Source organism: Chitinophaga niabensis (assembly GCF_039545795.1).
In the GTDB taxonomy this organism is placed as follows: domain Bacteria; phylum Bacteroidota; class Bacteroidia; order Chitinophagales; family Chitinophagaceae; genus Chitinophaga; species Chitinophaga niabensis_B.
This window is the reverse complement of record NZ_CP154260.1, coordinates 1,776,320-1,798,706: the sequence shown is the minus strand read 5'-3', so window position 1 is coordinate 1,798,706 and position 22,387 is coordinate 1,776,320. Positions and strand designations below refer to the sequence as shown.

Here is a 22,387-nt window from a genome sequence, read left to right as displayed (position 1 = left end):
TTAAAAGGTTACGTTAAGGCCCAGCACATAAGAACGGGCAACCGGGTAATTGGAAATGGCTTGTCCGCTCGTCAATACATTATCCGTTGTAGCATCCGGATTGTAACCACGGTATTTTGTAATGGTGAAAAGGTTGTTGCCGGTTACATATACAGCCGCAGCGGACATCCCGATCCTGGACAAGAGGGTCCGGGGAAGGTTGTAAGACAGCTGTACATTGCGCAACCGCAGATAGTCCGCATCCTGGTAAAAGATACTCGAGGTACGGGCAGATTTCCGGGCGGTGGAGAAGTTGCCCATATTGGGCTGCCCCAGGAATCCATTGGGGTTATTCACCGGATGATAACGGTTCCTGAAATAGTATTTACTGGGTACGGCAAAGCCCTCTCCTGCTTCATCCAGGGTAGATAACTGCCTGTCGTAGATCTTTCTCCCGGCAACACCATTTAGTGAAAAACTGAGCGTGAGGTTCTGCCATGAGAAGTTATTGGTGAATCCGTAAGTAAGTTTAGGGAAATAAGTGCCGAAGGCGATCATGTCATTTGCATCGATGATACCGTCTTTCTTAACATCTTCTACAATGTAATCCCCTACTATAGTTCCGGAGAGGTGTGGCGTTTTATTGATCTCGTCCTGCGATTTGAAGATCCCTGTTACATTGTACCCATACAGTTCCGCCACGGGGCCACCTACCTTTGTGTAGAAGTTACTTTCCGTACCGCTGATGATCTGCGTCTGACCGGGCGCAAGTGCTTTTACTTCATTCTTATTAGCGGCGATGTTACCGGAGAAGTTCCACTTCACGTTGCCTAAGGGCACATCTCCTGAAATAGTTACCTCAATGCCACTGTTCTTTACCTTACCTATGTTCTGGGTGGAAGAACTGAAACCTGATTGTTCGGGCACCGGTACATCCAGGAGCAGATCGGTGGTAAGCGTATTATAGTAATCCAGGGTTACATTAAACCTGTTGAAAAGGCCCAGATCGAATCCCAGGTTGGTGGAAGTTTTTGTTTCCCAGGAGAGGTTACCATTGGCAGTACTGGAAGCCGCAAATCCTGAAAAGAGGGTGTTGCCATATACGTAGTTATAGGCGGATCCTCCGCTTACCAGCGCTTTAGAATCATAGGAGCCTATCTGATTATTACCGGCTTTGCCCCAGGTAGCCCTCAGTTTGGCGAAAGTAACCACGCTGGAAGAAGGGAAGAATTTTTCTTCGCTGGCTATCCAGCCCGCCGTTACAGAGGGGAATGAGCCCCATTTATTATTTTTTCCAAAGCGGGAGGAACCATCTTTACGGATAGTAGCAGAAACAATGTATTTATCCGCAAAAGAATATTGCAGGCGGGAGAGATAAGAGATCTGTACCCAGGTGTATTTTGATGTGGTCACCGCAAAGGAGCTGGCGCCGCCAATATTGGTGATATTATCGTCAGGAATACCCGAGCCTGTTATATCTGTAGTAGTACCGGATTGTTTCTGGAAAGTATATCCTGCCAGTACATTGAGGTCGTGTTTACGAAACCTGCGGGCATAATTGATAGTGTTTTCCATTAAGTAGTTAATGGAAGATCCATTCTGTTCTGTTGCGGAAGCGGGTTTGGGTGCTGCGGTTCTGTATGCTCCCACATCCGATGGATTGAACATGGAAAAATAGTTACTCCTGTAATCCGCACCGGCCATAAATTTAAGTTTCAGCCCCTGCAGCAGCTCGTAGGAAAGGAAGGTATTACCGAAGGTGCGGAAAAAGTTCCTTACATTGCTGATCTTCTTTGCCAGCGCTACTGTGTTTTCTCCCAATGCACCATCTTCCGGCGTATTGGCAATGATCTGTTTACTGATAGCCAGTGAACCATCCGCATTATACGGACTGAAAAAGGGATACATAATATTTGTAGCACCTATAGGGTCAGTATTGTTATTACCATTGTTAGTAAAGTAATTGTTGATACTGTAGGAAGGATTCAGGGTAATGCCAAAGTCAAGTTTGGGGGATACTTTCGATTCCACTTTTAAGGTGCCGCTATATCGCTTTAACCCGTTCCCTATTACCAGTCCATCCTGTTTGAAATAGTTACCGGAGAAATAGTAGTTCGTTTTCTGCGTACCGCCGGATACCGCAAGGCTATAGTTGTCCATCTTCCCTTTCCTGAAAGTTTCATTCAGCCAGTTGGTATTGGTAAGGCCGGGTGTTTTATCCAGCCAGGGCTGGATGTAGTTCAATCTTAATTCTCTCAGGGAAGCGCCTTTGGAAATACGGGTAGCCCTGTCGTCCGTTTCGCGTCTGTTGGCGGGGTTCTTGGAAACATATCCCCAGTCCCTCGCTTCGGTAAAATACTGCGCTGCTTCATAAGCATCTGCATATTCCACATTATCTGCTCTTTCCTGTACACCCGTATAGATATCCAGGGATACTTTCATTTTTTCATTCCGGCCTTTCTTTGTAGTGATAAGGATTACACCATTCGCTGCCCTGGAGCCGTAAATAGCTGCGGACGCGGGATCTTTCAAGATATCAATGGTTTCAATATCGCCGGGATTAATGGAGTTAAAGGAAGTACCTTCTGATAAAGGGAAACCATCCACTACCACCAAAGGGTCCCTTCCGGCAGTGAGCGTGCCTACGCCCCTTATCACAATCTGCGGATCAGTACCGGGTTGTGCGGAAGCATCGTTGATCATTACACCTGATGCCTTACCTGCCAGTTGCGTGGCAAAACTGCTGGAAGAGTAAGTGCCCAGTTCCTTAGACGATACTCTCGATACGGCGCCTGTCAGGTATTTTTTCTGCAGCGTACCATATCCTATCACCATTACTTCATTCAGGGAAGAAGAAGCTACCTTCATCCTTACAAGTAAAGTATTATCCTCCCCTGCTTTGATCTGAAAGCCCGGAATCAGCTGTGGCTCATATCCCACATAGGTGAAAGTGAAAATGTATTTACTGCCTGCAGCCAAACGGTTCAGTTCATACATCCCCTTTTCGCCCGTTACTGTGATAATAGGTTTTTCGTTACTGTTCTCCGGTTGCAGGCTCACGGACACACCCACCAGCGGGAGCCCTTCCTCATTCTGCACCACACCTCTCACTGTTGCTGTCTGTGCCATTACAATTACTTGCAACAGCAACAGGGCGATAATAGTTAGTTGTAAAATTTTACGGATCATATAAATATTAATTGGTTTGGGCAATAGTTTTCCTCACGCAGCATTTTGCTGCATGTGTACGGTTGGTATAACCGGGTAATTATTTTTTAATAATGATCTTTTCTTCCTCCTGTAGTATGGAGAGATTGTTTAATCCTGCTATAACGGAAAGGATGTTTTGCAGACTGTCTGTTTCTGCAAATGTACCGGTGAATACCAGCCCCTTCATTTCCGTAGCATTGCTGACGATCCTTACATTGTATCTTGCGCTCAATTTATTAAATACCTGTTGCAGCGGTGTTTGCCTGAATACCAGGCCTTCTGTGTGTTCATGCTCCTTTTCATCTTTTCCGCTGACTTCACTCTGTTTTTCTGCGATATCGATATTGATCTGCTGCCCGGGTTTGAGATACACATCCTTCATGATAAAACTTTTATCTGTGGAGCGTACCATCACTTTTCCTTCATATAACCTTACATCCACTTTCTGCTCTAATGTGCTCACCATAAAGCGGGTACCCAGTGCTATGGTGGCAATACCATTTGCATATACCGTAAAGGGCCTTTGCGGATCTCCCACAACGGTGAACATGGCTTTTCCTGTCAGGCTGATGTTCCGCTGTGTATTATCAAAAGGTTCATAATATGAGATAATACTGTTTGCCTGGAGGGCGATTACAGAACTATCCGGTAACAGGATGGTCTTAGGCACATTGCCTGTGTTGGCCACTTGCTTTAACTGTATGCCTGCTTTTATGGCAGATGCCTGCTGTACCTGCTGTGTGCCGGTATTCCTGAATAAGGTCACTGCCAGCCAGCCTGCCCCGGCTATCAGCAAAATGGTTGCTGCATAACGCATCCATCCAAAGGATGATACGTTCTTTACAGGTGCTTTCCGCTGCCTGATCTGCTGCAGCAATTCCAATGACCGTTCCGGGGAAAGACTGGTTGTATTTTCTTCCAGGTCTTTTTCATACCGCTGCGCTAACCATTCTTTCAACCCTGCCTCATCTGTTGATAACAGCTTCAGCAGTTGCTGCTTTTCTTCTGATGTGGCTGTGCCATCCCAATACTTTCCTATAAGTGATTGTAGTTGCTCCATAGTTCTACCCTAAAATGTCAGGAATGATGAAAATGGGGATGCTTTCAGTGTTACCAAATCGTTAAGGCCATCAGGAATGGAGGTACAGGTTGATGAAATACAGGCCCACAAAGGATATACCTGTATTATTTTCAAGAATGTGTTTACGGATGAAGATAGAGGAGGTTTTTACATAATCGCGTACGGATTCCACGGAGATCTCCAGCATGGCCGCAGCTTCTTCATAACTTTTGCCTTCTACCCGGCATAACTGAAAGGCGGTTCTTTTACGGGGCGGTAAGAGTTCCATTACACTGGTGATAATGGAGAGTTTTTGCTGATAGTTGTCTTCAAGGTCTGTATCCTCATCCGGGAATTCATATTGTTCCTCAGATAATAAGGTGATGTTTTCCTTTACGGACCTGCGCAGGTATTCCAGGGCTTTGAAATAGCTGGTGGTGAACAGCCAGCCGCTAACGGATTGCTGGGGTGTGAGTTTAAAGCGACTTTCCCAGAGGGTGATAAAAACATCCTGCAGAATATCTTCTGCTTTATGCTGCTGTTTTACCAATCGTAAGATATTAGCAAAAATAGCCTGATGATATTGGTGATACACAGCTTCAAATGCGGCATCATCACTATTGTTCAGTTGAGCAATCAAGATGCTATTTGCTGTTCCGGTCGCTGACATAATCAAAAACTAAAGTAATAAAGGTATAATGGAATGTCAGCCGGTCAATATTATTAAAATGTAAACTTCAGTTGTTTGGCGAGGAATACCCCGGTGGCAGAGATCTTATCCTGAACAAGCTGCGTGGGTGTGCCTTCAAATATTACCTTACCGCCTTCCTTGCCTGCACCCGGTCCCATATCTATCACCCAATCCGCCTGGCTCACCACATCCAGGTTGTGTTCAATGACGATCAATGTGCTGCCATTGTCCACCAGTTTGTTGAGTATACCCATCAATCTGTCCACATCACTCATGTGCAGGCCGGTGGTGGGTTCGTCCAGCACATAGATCTGGCCGGTATTTTCCAGTTCTGCGGCTAACTTGATACGCTGCCGTTCCCCGCCCGATAAAGAACTGAGGGGCTGGCCCAGTGTAATATAATCCAGGCCTACTTCATACAACTTCTGTAATACCGGTTGAATATCCGGCTCCTGGAAGAAATCCTTTGCATCTGCTACGGTGAGCTTCAATACTTCCCAGATATTCTTTCCTCTCAGCTGGTATTTCAGCACTTCTTCCCTGTATCGTTTACCGTTACAGGATTCGCAGATACTGGTGATGGGATCCATAAAAGCCAGGTCTATTGTTACCGAACCAATTCCCCTGCATTCCGGGCAGGCACCTCCCCCATTGTAACTGAATAAGGAATTGCTCACCCTGTTCTTTTTTGCAAAGAGGTTTCTGATGACATCAAAGATGCCGGTGTAAGTAGCCGGATTAGAACGTTTAGAGCCTGATATAGCCGATTGATCAATACAAAGGGTCTCAGGATATATTTTTGGCAAAACGCCGTTAATCAGGCTGCTTTTACCGGATCCCGCCACACCTGTTACCACCGTCATTACCCCTTTGGGTATTTTCACGTTCACGTGCTGAAGGTTATGCAGTGTAGCGTTCTTTATCTGCAGGTAGCCATTGGGAGTTCGGGGTGTTTCTTTCAGCGGGTTGCGGCGGGAAAGGAATTTACCGGTTAAGGTATTGCTTTTCGTCAGGCCTTTGAGCGTTCCTTCGAACACCACCGTTCCTCCATTGCTGCCGGCTTTCGGGCCCATATCCACAATATGATCTGCTACTACTATCACATCCGGATCATGTTCCACTACCAGTACGGTGTTCCCTTTATCCCTGAGCAATTGCAGGAGTTCATTCAACTGGTGTACATCTTTGGGATGCAGGCCAATACTGGGTTCATCAAAGATATAAGTCATATCCGTGAGGCTGCTGCCCAGGTGTTTGATCATTTTGATCCGTTGCGATTCTCCGCCGGAAAGGCTGGCTGTTTCCCGGTTCAGGAACAGGTATCCCAGCCCGATATCTACCATGTGTTTCAGGCGTTCATTGATGGCAGACACCATGGTGGCAGCCAGCGGTTCTTTGATAGCGGCTATTACATTGCGCAGGTCAGAGACCTGCATGGCCGCAAAATCTGCAATATTGTATTTACCTATTTTACAACTGAGGATCTCCGGGTTAAAGCGGGTGCCTTTGCAGGAAGGACAGGTACCACGTGTAACAATCTTTTCAAACGCCTCTCCTTTGGCTTCTTTGCTTTCTTTGTTCAGGTAACTCCTGTGAAACCGTGGTACAATGCCTTCATATTTTGAAGTTGGTGGAAAACGCGGGTCAGGGTTCTTTAGCGTAAGATCATCTGCATATAATAAGTTGTGCCATTCTTCCTTCGTATAATCCTTCAGCTTTTTATCATTATCAAACAAACCGGAATAGGCATAACGTGACCAGCGCCAGCTTTCTTTGGAGAAACCGGGGAAAAGGATGGCGCCACTGTTGAGCGACCTGGACTTATCAAAGAAGGATTCCAGATCAAGGGTAGCTACAGTACCCAAACCTTCGCATTCCGGGCACATACCCTGTGGATGGTTAAAGGAGAAAACATTGGAATACCCCACAAATGGTTTACCAACACGGGAGAACAAAAGCCTGATCACCGTAAAGATATCCGTTACCGTACCTACTGTAGAACGGGCATTGCCGCCTATACGTTTCTGATCGATGATAATGGCGGCGGAGAGATTTTCCAGGGAATCTGCTTCCGGCTGGCCATAATGCGGCAGGCGATGGCGTATAAAAGCGGAGAAAGTTTCATTCAGCTGGCGCTGTGATTCTGCAGCGATGGTATCAAATACCAGCGATGATTTACCGGAACCTGAAACACCCGTAAATACCGTGATCTTCTTTTTGGGAATATTCAGTGAAACGTTCTTCAGGTTGTTTTCCCTTGCGCCTTTTATGATGATGTGGTCCATAGTTACAATAGGTAACAACCTGCATGCCAATGTATAGCATACATGGCATAGTTTCTGCAAGGAACAGGGTATGAAAAACCTGGTTATTATACTCGTAACAACAATGACGCTGGCTGCCTGTAACAATAAGGCAGAAACAGCCAGGGCTGTGGAAGCAGCCAAAAAGGCAACGCTTGACTCGATCAATGCGATCAATACGGCTAAGCAAAAGGCAATAGACTCTATGAAACATGTAAAAGAGAAAGAAGAAGTTGCTGTTGCTCCTGCTGCTGATAATAATGCACCTGTTGCCCAAAAGAAGAAAAAGTGGAGCCATACTGCCAAGGGTGCAGTAGTGGGTGCCGCCGGTGGTGCCATTACAGGCGCTATTGTGAATAAAGACCGTGCAAAGGGTGCGGTGATCGGAACTTTGATCGGGGCCGGTGCAGGTGCTGCTACCGGTGCAATCGTAGATCATCAGGAAAAGAAGAAAAAGAAAACATCTCAATAGCATACATACTGCTATTTTTTAAAAAAGGCGTCCCGTTGTGCGGGACGCCTTTTTTATTGCCTGAAGTTTATTCTTTAAAAGCCTATCGCTCCCCTGTTCGCCTCTGTTGGCCAACCCGGGTTCTGATAGATCGGGGAAGTGTTGATATCGTTGTTCTCTGATGTGATCAGGAAGTGCTGCATGGCAATAGAACTGTAATAATGGGCCATCGTCCATTTATAACCGGTATATGCCAGTACGGAAGGTGTTTTCTGGTAAATACGCAGATACGGGCTGATAGCCGGATCAGACACCGTGCTCTTATCACCGATATTATAGGTAAGTGTGGATGCTTTATACCAGTTCTTCATCGGCCCCCAAAGTTTGAACCCTTCCACAAAGTAAGGCGTGGTACTCATCTGGTCCATTGCTCTCCACCTTTTCAGGTCCATATTCCTCATGCCCTCGCCTATTAACTCACAGCTTCTTTCGCGGCGGATGTTGTAGAGTACTTTATCAACCATTACACCTGCGGAATATACGCCCCAATCGTTCTTTGCCTCCTGGGTGAGGTCTGTTGCAGCGATTGTTTTCTGAAAATCGATATCCACACCTGCGCGTTTCCTGATAGCTTCCCAATATGCTTTTGCAACACCGTCCACTGCTCCTGTTTTTTCATAACAGGCTTCCATATAATTGAAGAACGCCTCTGTTCCTTTAAATACAATACTGCCTATATCTCCCGTTCCGTTACCCAATTGTGCGCCATCATATACATTTCCTTTACGGCTCATGTACCCTGTTACCTGGTCGTGGTTGCCGATCAGGTTCAGGATGTCCGGATAACCTACTACCGGTGTAGCATGTGTTCCTAAAGAAGATGGCTGCAGGATATTTATCTGCCCCGGCTGCGCCAGGAATAACCATAAGCGGCCGTCTCTCTTTTCCCTGATGAGCTGAATGGAATCATCTCCCGCATAACCGGAACCGGGGGCATAAATGGGCAAACCATTCGCCATTAAGAAACGATCTACATAACCTCTTGTGAAGCCCCAGTTATGTGCAGCCTGTACATTATTGGCGATACCATTACTGATGCCAAGCCCCCGGTCATAATCTCTCCATAACAGCACTTCACTGAATGAAGACAGGTCCGTGGCACTGAACATCCTGCAATAAGGATTGGCTTCACTGGCCACTGCAAAATCCTGGTTGGATGTTTGTGTACCGGCAGCCATGGTATTATTCACCAGTGTGATGGCATCCGCCACTGCTTTTGAGGCTTCCATAGCCTGCGTTAAAAAGAAAGAGATTTCACCCTCTATACTACCGGATTGAAAGTTGTAAGAGGCATTGTAATCCTTTGTTTTACCCGGCCATTCCGGTCCATTGGGTACAAAGGCCGTGCCTTTGAAGTATTTAAGGAAAGTGCCTTCATAAAGCGCGACCCTTGATTTCAGCAATAACGCACAGTTCTTAGATAAGCGGTTTTTGCCGCCACTTGGTGCAGTATTCCCCATCAGCAAAATAGCAGAATCAAGATCAGAAAGAATAAAACGGGCCACTTCTGTTTGTGGCATACGTTTACAGGCTGCTGTTAAGATCTTCTTATCATCCGGCAGTGTTGTTTTGATGATAGGAAAATCTCCCAGCCCCATCAACTTATCAAAGTAAGCCCAGGCTCTGAGGAAATACATTTCACCGATATAGTGTTTAATGTTGTTGGTATTACCGGTGATCTTTCCCTCTGCAAAGCGCGGGGTAACTGTTTCCAGGAAATAGTTGCATTGGAAGATACTGGTAAAAGACCAGGCGCCACCGGATTGCGCCACCTTCCACTGGCCGGGTGTGTATTTCACATCGTAGGCCCTGCGTGCAGCAACATCCGTATGTACGTCACCATCAAAGTAACCGAATGTAGGGAAACCTTCATATTGTTTAATAGCATATGCTGCCAGCTGCGATTCTTCCAGCAGGTATTTGTCCGGCGTAACTTTGGATAATGGTGCAATTTCCAGGTTCTTGTTACAGGCACTCAGTATACCTGCGGCTACTATGAATAATATATATCTTGTTTTCATTTACGTAAGGTTTATAAGGTTACATTCAGACCAACGGCATAGACTTTAAACAGCGGATATACACTTCCTCCATATCCTCCGTCTACTGTTTCAGGATCAAACATGGTAGCCATTTTGGTGATGGTAAATAAGTTTTCGCCTGAAACATACACCCTGAACTTTTGAATACCGGCCCTTCTTGTAAGTGATATAGGGAGGGTATATCCCAGCTGGAGGTTCTTCAATCTTACGTAGGACGCATCCTGCAGGTACCTGGTTTGTACTACCTGGTTTTTGGCGCTGAATAAAGGGCGTGGATAATAAGCATCCAGGTTCTGTCCCAGCGGATGATTGGGATCGTCCCGGAAATAGTCAGTATGTTCTTTTAAACCTGCTGAGCCCCATATGCTGGCAGAAGCGCCCCAGAAGTAGTAACCGTTCTGAAAGTAATCCCTTTTCAATACACCCTGGAAAAATGCCCTGAAGTCGAAACCTTTCCAGTCTGCGCCAATATCTGTTCCGAACATATAACGGGGTGTGTTGTTACCTATCAGCATCAGATCCCCCATATTACCGATGGTGTTGGAGCCGTTGGTGATCTTCCCATCCCCGTTCAGATCATTGAACATCAGGTCGCCTGCTCTCCAGTTATTACCCAATGCATTTTGCCCGCCGTTTGCCAGTTTGGCTAAATGCGCATCCATTTCAGCCTGCGTTCTGGCAATACCAATGGTATTGTATCCCCAGATCTCCCCCATTTCATGACCTGCTATATAGGTACTGAGGCTGCCCGTAGGATTGGGATATTTGGTGATGGTTGTTCTCGCGTCTGACAAGAGGATATGCACGCTGTATCCCAGGCCGTTCTTTAGCTGATCTCTCCAGGTCATATCTACTTCCCATCCTCTTGTTTTCAGGTTGGTATTATTGGTCCTTGGAACATCCGTACCTAAGATAACGGGCAACTCCGGCGCAGGGCCTATCATGTTATTGGTGTAACGGGTGTAATACTCAACAGTAGCTGTGAGCCTGTTCCGGAAGAAACCTGCATCCACACCAATGTTCCAGGTCCTTACCTTTTCCCATGAGAGGTTAGAACTGATGATGCCGGGTGCGGAAGCGGTGTTGGGTTTTGCACCGTTCACCAGCCAGGAGCCATTGGAGCTTCCAATAGGCATGGTAACATAAGTAGGGTACCAGTCAGTTGTATTCTGGTTACCCAGCTCTCCAAAAGACCCTCTGAGTTTTAATGCATTTACATATTTCGCTACCGGTTCCCAGAACGCTTCCCTGTCTATGTTCCAACCGGCAGAAACAGATGGAGAATACATCCATCTCATATCCTGCCTGAAACGGGAGGAACCATCGTAACGGAGGTTTGCTTCCAGCAGATAGCGGCCTTTATAATCATAATTGAGCCGGCCGAAGAAACCATTGGTGGCCCATTTCTGATTATTACCGGCCACATTCGGCGGTACTGCCCTGCCATTGTAATCATTACCGGAAGTAGCATCCAATACAGGCAGACCGGGCACGATCAGTCCGTTACGTTCCGCCATGATATACCGGGTTTTGGTCACCTCAGCCTGTGTACCTGCCAATACTTTCAGGTTATGAGCACCCAGCGATCTTGCATACTCCGTGTATACATTCACGTTCAGGTAATTGTTACGCGAAGCTTCTTCGTGCACATTGGTAGCATTCTGGTATACATAGGGATTACCCGCCACATCATGATTGAAGGTCTGCTGAATATCCCAGTGGTAGAACTGGCTGCTGATGCTGTAGTTCAGATCAGCCATTACTCTCCATCCTTTCAGCGGTTCAAGCGTGAGCTTCAGCTGCTGGGAGATCACGTCATATTGTTTTGCACCTATACCGCCATCTCTGAGTGCCAGTGCAGGAGAAGGGGAATCGTACAGGAAACCATTGTTGTCATACAGCGGCAGCATGGGCCATCCCTGCGGCGCAATCTGCTGGTTAAGCGTATTGGTCATATAACTGGGCCTTGTAAATTCTTCCCTGCTGAACCGTGTGATGTAAGTAAGCGCAGCCCATTCAGATAGTTGCGCGTTCACTTTTCCCGTGATATTGTAACGTTTGAATTTATCAGTGCCGAATCGCATGAAACCTATCTGATCCAGGTAATTGGCAGACAGGAAATAGGTGAGTTTCTCCTTTCCGCCGCTGGCGCTCAGGGAATATTCCTGTGAGGGAGAATGGTCTTTATAGATGGCTTTGTACCAATCCACATTATCATTTCCTTCATAATAACCATCTGCCCAGAGGTTAGGCTGGCCGGGCCTTGGGATGATAGTGGTTTTAATTTTTCCTTCCATGAAGTCTTTGATGCGCTGCATTCTTGCGGCCTGGAAATAAACACCGTTACCGGAGTTAACGTTGGCATCATTAAAGTAGTTGGCAAATGTCCAGGAATCCATTGTATGTGGTAACAACACAGGGCTGCTTGCACGGAAATTGGAACTGAAGTTCACCATGGTTTTACCGGCTTTCCCCTGTTTTGTGGTGATCAGGATCACACCGAATGGTGCCCTGGTACCATAAATAGAAGAGGCTGCGGCATCTTTCAGCACAGAGATATTATCAATATCCTGCGGGCTGATGCCATTAATATCTCCTTCCATTCCATCTATCAGAATAAGCGGCGCGCCGCTGGAGCCCTGCCCTATTGTACCCACACCACGGATATTGATGCTCGGCCTGTTTTCCATACTTCCACCCAATGCTCCGCTCTGGCTGATGTTCAGGCCGGGAGCGATGCCCTGCAGGGCCTGTGCTGTATTAGACACCGGCCTTGATTCCAATGCTTTGGAAGCAACGGTGGATACTGCACCGGTGAGGTTGGCTTTCTTTTGCGTACCATATCCTACCACCACTGCTTCATCCAGGCTTTTAACGGAAGACGACATTACAATATCGATCACCGTGCGTTGATTAATTTCCACTTCCTGCTCCTGCATGCCGATGAATTTAAACACCAGCACCTTTGCATTGTCAGGTGCCTTTAACTGGTAAGTACCGTCTGCAGTTGTTACCACCCCAACAGTAGTACCTTTCACCAGCACCGTTACACCTGGCAGGGTTTGCCCGCTGCCATCGGTTACTTTTCCCCTGATATGGATATCGTAAGCAAATGCGTCTGTAAAAACCGTCATCAGTAACAGCCATGTGAGTTTTGCAATACGTAAGACCGGTAGCCGTGGCACGGCATTAACATGAGTAGCAAGTATCATTTTTCATGCGTTTTAGTGTGGATTATATAAGGTGGAAATTCTTTAAATACGTGGCTTCTGGCTGATATGCATATTCTCTGACGTGGTTCCTCTTCAGCGCTATAAATGTAATATCAATTCCTCCCGGGGATGATGGATAAAAACTGGAATAGGATGGAGAATCTTATGATTTTAAGAGTATTCAATACAGGAAAACAGCGAGGCATAAATAACGGTTTTCCGGTATTATTTTGCTCTGTGAGTATGGTTACATTTACATTATCCTTATAAGAATAGTGTCTACGAATAATCCTTGACGGAGCATTAAAGGAACCTGCGCATTCGCGCGGGTTTTCTTTTTGCCGGGATAATAAGTGTAATATTAACACACAAAATCTCCCGTTTCTTTGTATTTCGGCTTTTTTTATGCTATTTTTCTGGAATGAACAAACCGATATATCTCCTCCTTGTAGTAGCCGTGCTACAAAGTTGCCAGCAAGAGGGCGCTACAGATAAGCGCATCAAACTGATGGATTCCACGCAAACGGCACAGATAGCAGCCTCCATAGATTCTCTCGTAAAACCGGAACTCGCGGAAGGCCTCACGCTGAAATTATGGGGTATTGATTCCCTGGTGATCTCCCCTATTGCCATTGACATTGATGATCATGGCAGCATCTACTATACTACCACCCTCCGGCAGAATAATTCTGAGTTCGATATCCGCGGGCACAGGGACTGGGAGATACCTTCCATCAGCCTCCAGACCGTGGAAGACAGGCGGGCATTCCTGCGCAAAGAACTCTCTCCGGAAAACAGCAAAAACAACCTTTGGCTGAAAGACCTTAATGGCGACAGCTCTCACGACTGGCGGGACCTTACCCTGGAAACAGAGCAGGTATACCGCCTGGATGATGTGAATGGGGATGGTGTAGCGGATCAGTCGCAACTGGTGGTGGACGATTTCCATGATGAAGTAACAGATGTGGCCGGCGGTGTGCTGAGCGATGGAGATGATCTGTACGTGGCGGTGGCGCCTGACCTGTGGAGAATGAAGGATAAGAATAAAGATGGCATTGCAGATGAAAAAACATCTATCTCCCATGGTTATGGCATTCACGTTGGGTTCAGCGGCCATGGCATGTCCGGCGTGGAAATGGGGCCGGATGGAAGGATCTACTGGCAGATCGGTGATATTGGTTTTAACGGTAAAGGGCCTGACGGGCAGAAGTGGGAACATCCCAACAGCGGTGTGATTGCCCGTTCCAACCCTGATGGCAGTGACTTTGAAATATTTGCTTATGGCATCCGCAATACACATGAATTTGTATTTGATGAATACGGGAACCTGATCAGTGAAGATAATGATGGTGATCACCCCGGTGAAAAAGAACGCCTGGTGTATATCACGAATGGTTCTGACCAGGGCTGGCGCAGTAACTGGCAGTATGGTAAATACAGGGATAAGGATAACAACAATTACAAGGTATGGATGGAGGAAAAAATGTACCTGCCCCGCTTTGAAGGCCAGGCAGCTTACATCACGCCCTGCATTGCCAATTTTGTGAGCGGCCCTGCCGGTATGGTATACAACCCGGGTACCGCATTAGGCCCTGAGTATAAGAACACTTTCTTTATTGCTGAATTTGTGGGCAGCCCTACCAACTCCGGCATACACGGTTTCAAATTAACGCCCAAAGGCGCCACTTTTGAACTGGGTGAACATAAGAAGATATTAGGCGGCGTACTGGCCACCGGCCTTGATTTTGGTCCCGATGGTGCCCTTTACGTGGCAGACTGGATAGATGGATGGGATACCCACAACTACGGCAGGATCTGGAAGCTGGACCATAAAGATGCAGCCACTTCAGCCATCCGCAAAGAAGTACAAATATTACTGGCAGCAGATTTCTCTGCACGCAAAGAAGCAGAACTGGGTGCATTGCTGGAGAACCCGGATATGCGGGTACGCCTGAAAGCGCAGTTTGAACTGGCGAAGCGCAAACAAAAAGGTGCAGAGATATTCCAGCAGGCATTGCAACAAACAACGGATCAACTCTCCCGCGTGCATGCCATATGGGGCATCAGCCAACTTGGCCGCCAGGATAAAAAATACGCCACAGCATTATTACCGGTACTGAAAGACAATGATCCCGAGATCAGAGCACAGGCTGCCAGGTGGCTGGGAGATATCCGGTATAATGAAGCCGGCGCTGCATTGGTTCCTTTATTAAAAGATACCAGCAGCCGTGTTCGTTTCTTTGCCGCAGAAGCATTGGGCAGAATAAAATATGAAGCGGCTGTTTTCCCGATCATTTCCTTCCTTGAAGATAATAATGATGCAGACGCTTACCTCCGCCATGCAGGAAGCCTTGCACTGGCCCATATAGGAAAAGCAGAACCGGTGATCGCATTATCCACACATGCTTCCCGTGCATTGAGGATCGCAGCCGTGGTAACGCTCAGAAGAATGAGCCATCCCGGTATTGCAAAGTTCCTGAACGATACGGATGAATTTGTGGTAACGGAAGCAGCACGCGGTATCAATGATGATCTTTCCATCAAAGATGCCTTACCTGCTCTTGCCAACCTGCTGAACACTACCCGCTTCAGCAACGAAGCACTGATAAGGCGGATCATCAGTGCTAACCTGCGGGTGGGCACAGATGTAACCATGCAGAACCTGATCACTTATTCCCAGGAAGCAACTGCACCTGCCAACATGAGAGCAGAAGCTATCGATGCGCTAAGCGTATGGCCTAAACCTTCTGTGCTGGACAGAGTAGACGGGCGCCTGAGAGGCCCTGTTGTAAGAGATGCTGCTCCGCTCCTGCTTAAATCTACCGATGCTTTTATCACGCTGTTAAAGAATAAAGATCTGCCTGTAAGGATCAGCGCAGCCAAAGCGATCCACAAACTCAATATCAAACAGGCAGCTCCGCAATTATTGGTTGTATTAAAAGCAGACAAGGAAGCAGAGATGCGTGTAGAAGCACTGAAAGCATTGGTTGCCTTACAAGACCCATTGGGAGAGCAGGGCATCAGGCAGGCGCTTGCTGATAAAGAGAAAAAAGTACGCGTTGCAGGGCTTGATCTGCTGGAGAAGATGAATATCCCTAAAGCCGTAATGGTAACATTGCTGACGGATGTGATCGCGACCAAAACCATGGAAGAACAGCAGGCTGCAGTATTAGCGCTGGGCAAATTACCGCTGGAGAATTCCAGTAAAGTGTTTGACGACATGCTCAACAAAATGGCTGCCGGTAAACTAAGTCCGGATATTTACCTGGAGCTGGGTGAAGCGATTGACAGTACCCGCAATGCACAACTCAGTGCACGGTATAAAGAGATCAGCAGTAAATTATCCCCGGATGATCTGATGGCATCTTATGCCAGCAGTTTACTTGGCGGAAATCCTGACAAGGGCAAACAGATCTTCTTCCGCAATCAGAACGCACAGTGTATGAAATGCCATTCCTATGATGACAAAGGCGGTAATGCCGGGCCACGCCTGAATGGTGTAGGCAAACGCATTTCCCGTGAACAGATCCTGGAAGCATTGATCTCTCCCAGCGCCCGCCTCTCCCCTGGCTTTGGCATGGTAACACTGGAACTGAAAGACGGACAAAAGCTCACCGGCGTATTGCAGGGAGAAAGTAAAACAGGTTTAAAAGTAAAAGTGGGACTGGAACCAGACAGGACGATCAACAGTGATCAGATCGTGAAGAAAACATATTCACCATCCAGTATGCCGGATATGAAAACGGTATTATCCAAAAAAGAGATCAGGGATCTGGTGAGTTTCCTGGCTGAGGAGAAAGGAGAATAAATAATTAAAAAAGCCGTATAGTTTTTACGCTATGCGGCTTTATTTAATTCCAAATAACTATCTGTCTGCTCTCTAAAAGAAACCATTTCCTGCCAGTAGCGCCATAAAAAGATACTTATCACCGGGATAGATACAGCAACGGTTTTACAGAAACGCCAGGCATCAATCATTCCACTGGCCATTAAGGGACCAAAGAAGATAACCAGGAAAGTATCTACTGCGTATTTCTCTCCGAATATCCTTACTGTTGTTAAATTGATCTTCGACATAACCACTGATTTACATCTTATACAGATGTAAAACTGTGCCAGATTAATTTGCGGGCAGACAGTGGGTATATGCGCTTCGGCAGCCCATCTATTTGTGGAAGCTTATCTACTGTTACCAGCTGTTCCGTGGTGCATAATCTCCATTTCGATTCCTCAGTATCAATCCCAGGGTGATCTCATGTGATCCTTTGCTGACAAAGTTCAGCGATGAGGTGGTATAATCGTACGCATACCCCACATTGAGCATAGGGGTGATATAAACACCCAGCATACCGGCAAATCCTTCCCCGTTCCTGTAATTGGCGCCTATCCATAAGCGGTCCCGGTATTGTACCCGGGCATTAATATCTATTCCCAGCGGTACGGGTGAAATGTATTTAAACATCAAAGAAGGCAACACACTGATATCATCATTGATCCATAAACGATAACCTGCCGTTATGAAGATATGTGGTGCAAGGCGGCCACGTTCTGTTGCGGTAGCTATACCTCCCTTATCAAAAGTGAGTTCCTGCGGAATGATATTATTGGCGGAAACACCGGCGAAAAAATCAGCAGAGTATAACCAGATACCCGCGGATACGTCCGGCTTCCATCTTTCCATTAAACCAATGCCGCCTACTGCGGGATCGGAAGCATTGGCGAAGTTCAGTTTATCTGCATCGAGGCTGTAATTCTGTATGCCTGCGCCAATGCCTACGCTAATGCTTGTTTTGGGCGCCAGGCCTATATGGTGTGCATATGCCGCACTAAAAGCAAAACGTCGTATAGGGCCTGTTACATCATTCATAACCATCAGGCCCATGCCGGGGTGAGAAGATGGTCTTTCATAGTCCGTCCAATATGCCCTGCCTCTTGGGTTATAGCCGATATCACTGCCGGTGGGGGTCACCAGGTCGTTGCTATTCCCCAGCGGACCGTGAGCGGTTAAATAACTGGTTACCGGTGCATCCTGCAGGCCGGCCCATTGATGCCGGTGACTGGCTTTGATATCCCAGTAGTTTTCAATACCTGCCACTGCGGGATTGATTACAAAGGGGTTCATGAGATACTGGGTGTAATGCGGCAGCTGCTGCGCTTTGGCAGTAGCTGCAAACGCTATTGTTATCAGCAGGATGTATAAGCTTCTCTTGGTCATTTCAGAATAGTTACAGAACCGGAAATAGGTTTGGAGCCAGGCTGCAGACGGATCACATAATAGTAAGTACCTATTGACAATGGTGCTCCGTTGTAGCTGCCGTTCCAGGGTGTGCCGTATCCGGCAGACCGGTACACCGGCTGACCATAGCGGTTAAATACTTCCACAACGGCATTCGGATAAAGCGCCAGGTCTGCAATCACCCATGTATCATTGATATTATCCCCATTGGGAGAAAAGGCGTTTGGCGGATTGATGGCCTTGATAACCTTTAGGCTCATCTGATCTGTTGCTGTACAATAGGCACTGTTGGCTGTTAAAGTGTACACCCCATCCCTGCGTGCTATCAACGATGCATTGAGCAGATCAGGATTAACAAAATCTTCTGCGGGCGACCAGCGGAAAGTTACACCCACTGCAGCATTTGACTGTGCATGCTGTAAAGGTACTACCGTACCTTCCGGCACAGTGATAGAAGGCCCTGCATCTACCACCAGCTGTGCTTCCACAAATATGGTGTGAAAAGATGGTGCAGAAATACAGCCCTGCGCATCAGTCGTGCGAAGGCTGATATCATGTGGGCCGGCATTTGCATATTGCTTTCCGGGATTGGCAGCACCAGATGTGGAACCATCTCCAAAATCCCAATTCCAGCTAACAGCGGCTGTACTCCTGTCTGTCAATGTTAAAGTTTCCTGCTGGCAAACGGTATCTGCCGATACCATAAAATCCGCTACCGGCAATGGCCATACGGTAATGCTGCTTTGAACAGAATCTATACATCCGGCAGTTGTGGTGAATACATATTTTACCAAGTGTGTGCCCTCTCCTGCTGCAGCGACGTCAAAACCTCCGGACGCATTCACACCTGCTCCGCTGTAAATGCCGGTACCAGGTTGATCATGCATAGCAGTAGCCACGGAAACAGGGCCGGGTGCAGATATACATACGGGAGGAATAGTGCCGTATGTAAGTTGTGGTTTGAACCTGACCGCTACATTCACGGTACTATCTTCCGAACAACCACCACTGGTATAAACTTTATACTGAACGGGATACGTGCCGCTCTGTGCATATTGATGAACAGGGTCTTTATCTGTTGCAATACTGCTTCCATCCCCAAAATCCCATTCATACAAATTGAAGGCTTGTCCATCGGGAACAGTGGGATTACTTTGAAAAGCAGTGGTACCGTTCAGCGGAAGGCAATCAGCGGGAATAGTGAGATTGATCTTTGGTTTTGCATATACCGTCATGGTGGTATATGCAGTATCGCTGAAGCATAGTGCGCTTAGCTTTGTGACCAGCTTTACTTCATAGCTGCCATAGGCAGGGTATGCAGCAGACTGGGGATCGTTATTGTTTATCGTTATGTCTGTTCCGTTCCCAAAACTCCAAAACCGTTGTGCAGGTAAAGGAGTGGCTGCATTATCTGTAAATGTAACAGTATTACCTTCGCATACGGCTGGGGTTGAAGCATTAATACCGGCTACAGGGCGATCCGTGATCGTAAGGGGTATCGTGAAATCACCGGAACATCCATCGGTAGTGAGTACTTCCAGTTTGGCCTGATGGTTGCCAGGCAATAACAATTTCTTTGTTTCTTTTTCTGTTGCAACGCTTCCGTCCGAGAAAGTCCAGTTCCACTGATCCGGTGTACCGCCATTGGCTGTGCCTGAGAGGTACACGGTATCCCTTGTGCAGGTAGTGAGCTGATTGCTGGTGATGTTCACCTGGGGTTTCGGATTTACAGTGATTGTGGCCCGTGCTGTATCGCTGACGCACAATGTTGTAACCTTCGTCACCAGCTTCACTTCATAACTGCCTGGATTAATATAAACAGGCTGCTGGGGATCATTAATACTTACATGATTAAACGTCGCGTTGCCAAAATCCCAATGGCGCGCAATGATAGGCGAACTACCTGTGTAGGTGGATACGTTATCTGTAAGTGTAATGGGATCGTTTAAGCATAAGGAGGTGGTGGAAGATGTAAAACCGGCAGTAGGGCGATCTACAACAGCAACGGATGCACTGGCTGTTCCCACACAGCCTTCTGTGGAAATTTCCTCTAATAGTATTATCCGGCTGCCCGGCAGGAATACTTTTTTAGTTTCCCTGTCTGTTACAGTACCATCCGGGAATGTCCATTTCCATCTGTCAATTGTAAAACCATTGTTTGTTGTTTGCCCTGAAAAATAAACGGTATCCAGCATGCAATCAGAGGAACGGGTAGTGGTGATGTTTGCTGTGGGGCCGCTCTTCACTTCAACGGGGATGAGATACTGCTCTGTTTTATCACAGGGATCATTGCCTGGATGTGTAGCCAGTACAGGAATTGCATAAGAACCTGCAAGGGCGATCCGGTATGCCTGAGGTAAAGTGTATTGATAGTAAGCAGCCCCATTTATTGTAACTGTTCCTGCAGCTACAGGAGCGTTATCCGTTACGTCTGCAGCCGGTGTGATGTTCACACCAAGATCACTGATCTTCCAGACCAGTTTAGTGGGCTGATAGGCTAACAGAATGGATACATCGAAACCTGTATTACTGCAGGTAAAATCATTTGATGTGGTGGCCGTATTCAATTGATTTTTAATCCTGCCTATGCCTTTCAGGTTATTCAGATGGAGTCCTATATTATAACCATAGCTTTCCACAGAACCCAGGCCGTAGGTGGTACCCACAAACGGAAGGTCGGAGGACACCTCAGTAAAGGCATTCGCACCTGCCCATCTTTTTACCACTACTTTATAACCGGCATCCTGCGGATGGTCATATATGTGATCGAAGGTATTGCCGCCATCTATACGTAAAGAGGGTAATCCTGCTGTGGAAACGATCAGTGTGAGATATTGAACGGTAATGTTTTCGCTGGTTGTACGGGAAAAGAATGTGCTTTTTACACCCTGATCTATTGGACTTACATAGGTCATTTCAACGTCTCCATCACCACTGATATTGGGGCATCCTCCCTGGGAGGCCATATACTGCGCTACCATTACCGGTTTATCAGCTTCTATCAGGTCTGCCGTGCCACTATTGAACTCGTAAAAAGTATTCTGCTGCAATCCTGTAAGAGCAACACCATTCCTGGTTACCACTGTGGCTGGGTCCGTCACAAGCACTCTGTATATATTGGTCTGCAGACTTGCCGCAAGAGTAGAATTGGAAAAAGGAGCAGTAAGGTACCGCATACCCCATACCTGCCGCGGTAATACCTGCTGTATGATATTATCGCCGGAAGCAGGTGTGCCTGCCGGACAGCTGATATAGGTGCGGCTGCTACCTGAAAATACAGCAACAGCAGGGCAACTGGCGCCCCCTAAAGATTTCACGGTAGTACCAGACAGGTCATAGCCCCTGCCACCACTTATACTGCCACCTAATACCTGGTAAACATCCCCTTTAGATAGCGTTACGGTATAAGGCACCCCTGCAGGCCTTCCGTTACGGGTGGGCACAGAAGGCGTGATCTCTACCGTTGAGGGCTCTTTGGCTATGACGTACATCCACGAGAAACAGTTATTTGCATACTCCTGCTGGCTGTTCAGGGAAGTATAAGTATAACCCCAGGATTCTGCCGGCATCAGCATAGTGGACCCTGACGAAGCACTGCCATAGATATGCGCATTGGCAACTATAGGCACATTGCTGGTGATATAAATAGCTTTATTGCTGAATATACCCTCACTTCCGGTACCGCCAAAAGATGGGGGAGCAGAATACAAACGTGCATCATAGAAGCCCGCCTTGGGAATACGTTCTGTTGTGACGGTGGTATTAGCCGGGATGTTATATGTCCTGGTCCAGGCAGTGCCATAGATAGAAACTGTGACTGTTGCAGGTTGTTGCGCAGTCAGGCGCAGCACCATTTCCTGGGAATTGCCCTGACCGGGTTCCATAAACTGGTGATGCCCGTATGCCACCCAGAATTCCTTTCCCGCATTGGTTAGTTCCTGTGCAAAAGCTGATTGTTGAAAAAGAAAAACACAGGTGATAAGAATGGTTCTCTGCCACTTAAATAGTAGGGTCATAGATACATGGTCTGCTAAAAGCATCCAAGATAAGGAAGATCATTTATTTTTTATAGCGTTTGGGTGGTGGGAAGCTAAAGAAAACTGACTTCATCGATTATTATATCTTTTAAGTAAGCAGCAGATC

At 47.0% G+C, this 22,387-nt stretch carries 11 protein-coding genes; 2 read left to right on the top strand and 9 right to left on the bottom strand.

Annotation, left to right across the window (positions count from 1 at the left end):
• From AAHN97_RS07250 to AAHN97_RS07235, 4 genes are all read right to left on the bottom strand, one after another.
• Positions 1-3,168: a SusC/RagA family TonB-linked outer membrane protein gene (locus tag AAHN97_RS07250; RefSeq protein WP_343306896.1), complete on the bottom strand. Its 3,168-nt coding sequence runs from the start codon at positions 3,166-3,168 to the stop codon at positions 1-3.
• A 79-nt stretch (positions 3,169-3,247) separates the two neighbouring features.
• Positions 3,248-4,249 (bottom strand): FecR family protein, encoded by a 1,002-nt coding sequence (locus AAHN97_RS07245; RefSeq protein ID WP_343306895.1) that lies wholly within the window; start codon positions 4,247-4,249, stop codon positions 3,248-3,250.
• Between the two features lie 70 nt (positions 4,250-4,319).
• Positions 4,320-4,919: an RNA polymerase sigma factor gene (locus AAHN97_RS07240; protein ID WP_343306894.1), complete on the bottom strand. Its 600-nt coding sequence runs from the start codon at positions 4,917-4,919 to the stop codon at positions 4,320-4,322.
• A gap of 53 nt (positions 4,920-4,972) precedes the next feature.
• Positions 4,973-7,225, bottom strand: coding sequence for an excinuclease ABC subunit UvrA (locus AAHN97_RS07235; RefSeq protein ID WP_343306893.1), 2,253 nt, complete (start codon positions 7,223-7,225; stop codon positions 4,973-4,975).
• 70 nt (positions 7,226-7,295) lie between these two features.
• Between AAHN97_RS07235 and AAHN97_RS07230 the strand changes: the two genes are divergently transcribed.
• Positions 7,296-7,715, top strand: coding sequence for a glycine zipper domain-containing protein (locus AAHN97_RS07230; RefSeq protein WP_343306892.1), 420 nt, complete (start codon positions 7,296-7,298; stop codon positions 7,713-7,715).
• A gap of 74 nt (positions 7,716-7,789) precedes the next feature.
• Here the strand turns inward: AAHN97_RS07230 and AAHN97_RS07225 are convergent, their stop codons facing one another.
• Positions 7,790-9,775, bottom strand: coding sequence for a RagB/SusD family nutrient uptake outer membrane protein (locus AAHN97_RS07225; RefSeq protein WP_343306891.1), 1,986 nt, complete (start codon positions 9,773-9,775; stop codon positions 7,790-7,792).
• An 11-nt stretch (positions 9,776-9,786) separates the two neighbouring features.
• Entirely contained in the window at positions 9,787-13,008 is a 3,222-nt protein-coding gene (locus tag AAHN97_RS07220; RefSeq protein WP_343306890.1) for a SusC/RagA family TonB-linked outer membrane protein, read from the bottom strand.
• Between the two features lie 421 nt (positions 13,009-13,429).
• On the opposite strand from AAHN97_RS07220, the gene AAHN97_RS07215 reads away from it, so the two are divergent.
• Positions 13,430-16,816: a HEAT repeat domain-containing protein gene (locus AAHN97_RS07215; protein WP_343306889.1), complete on the top strand. Its 3,387-nt coding sequence runs from the start codon at positions 13,430-13,432 to the stop codon at positions 16,814-16,816.
• 29 nt (positions 16,817-16,845) lie between these two features.
• On the opposite strand, the gene AAHN97_RS07210 is transcribed toward AAHN97_RS07215, so the two are convergent.
• From AAHN97_RS07210 to AAHN97_RS07200, 3 genes are all read right to left on the bottom strand, one after another.
• Positions 16,846-17,085, bottom strand: a complete 240-nt coding sequence (locus AAHN97_RS07210) for a hypothetical protein (RefSeq protein ID WP_343306888.1) — start codon at positions 17,083-17,085, stop codon at positions 16,846-16,848.
• Positions 17,086-17,197: 112 nt separating this feature from the next.
• A complete protein-coding gene (locus tag AAHN97_RS07205) occupies positions 17,198-18,223 on the bottom strand; it encodes a PorP/SprF family type IX secretion system membrane protein (RefSeq protein WP_343306887.1) in 1,026 nt (341 codons plus the stop codon).
• A complete protein-coding gene (locus AAHN97_RS07200; RefSeq protein WP_343306886.1) occupies positions 18,220-22,260 on the bottom strand; it encodes a PKD domain-containing protein in 4,041 nt (1,346 codons plus the stop codon). The genes AAHN97_RS07205 and AAHN97_RS07200 overlap by 4 nt, the downstream gene beginning before the upstream one ends.
• Between the last annotated feature and the right edge of the window lie 127 nt (positions 22,261-22,387).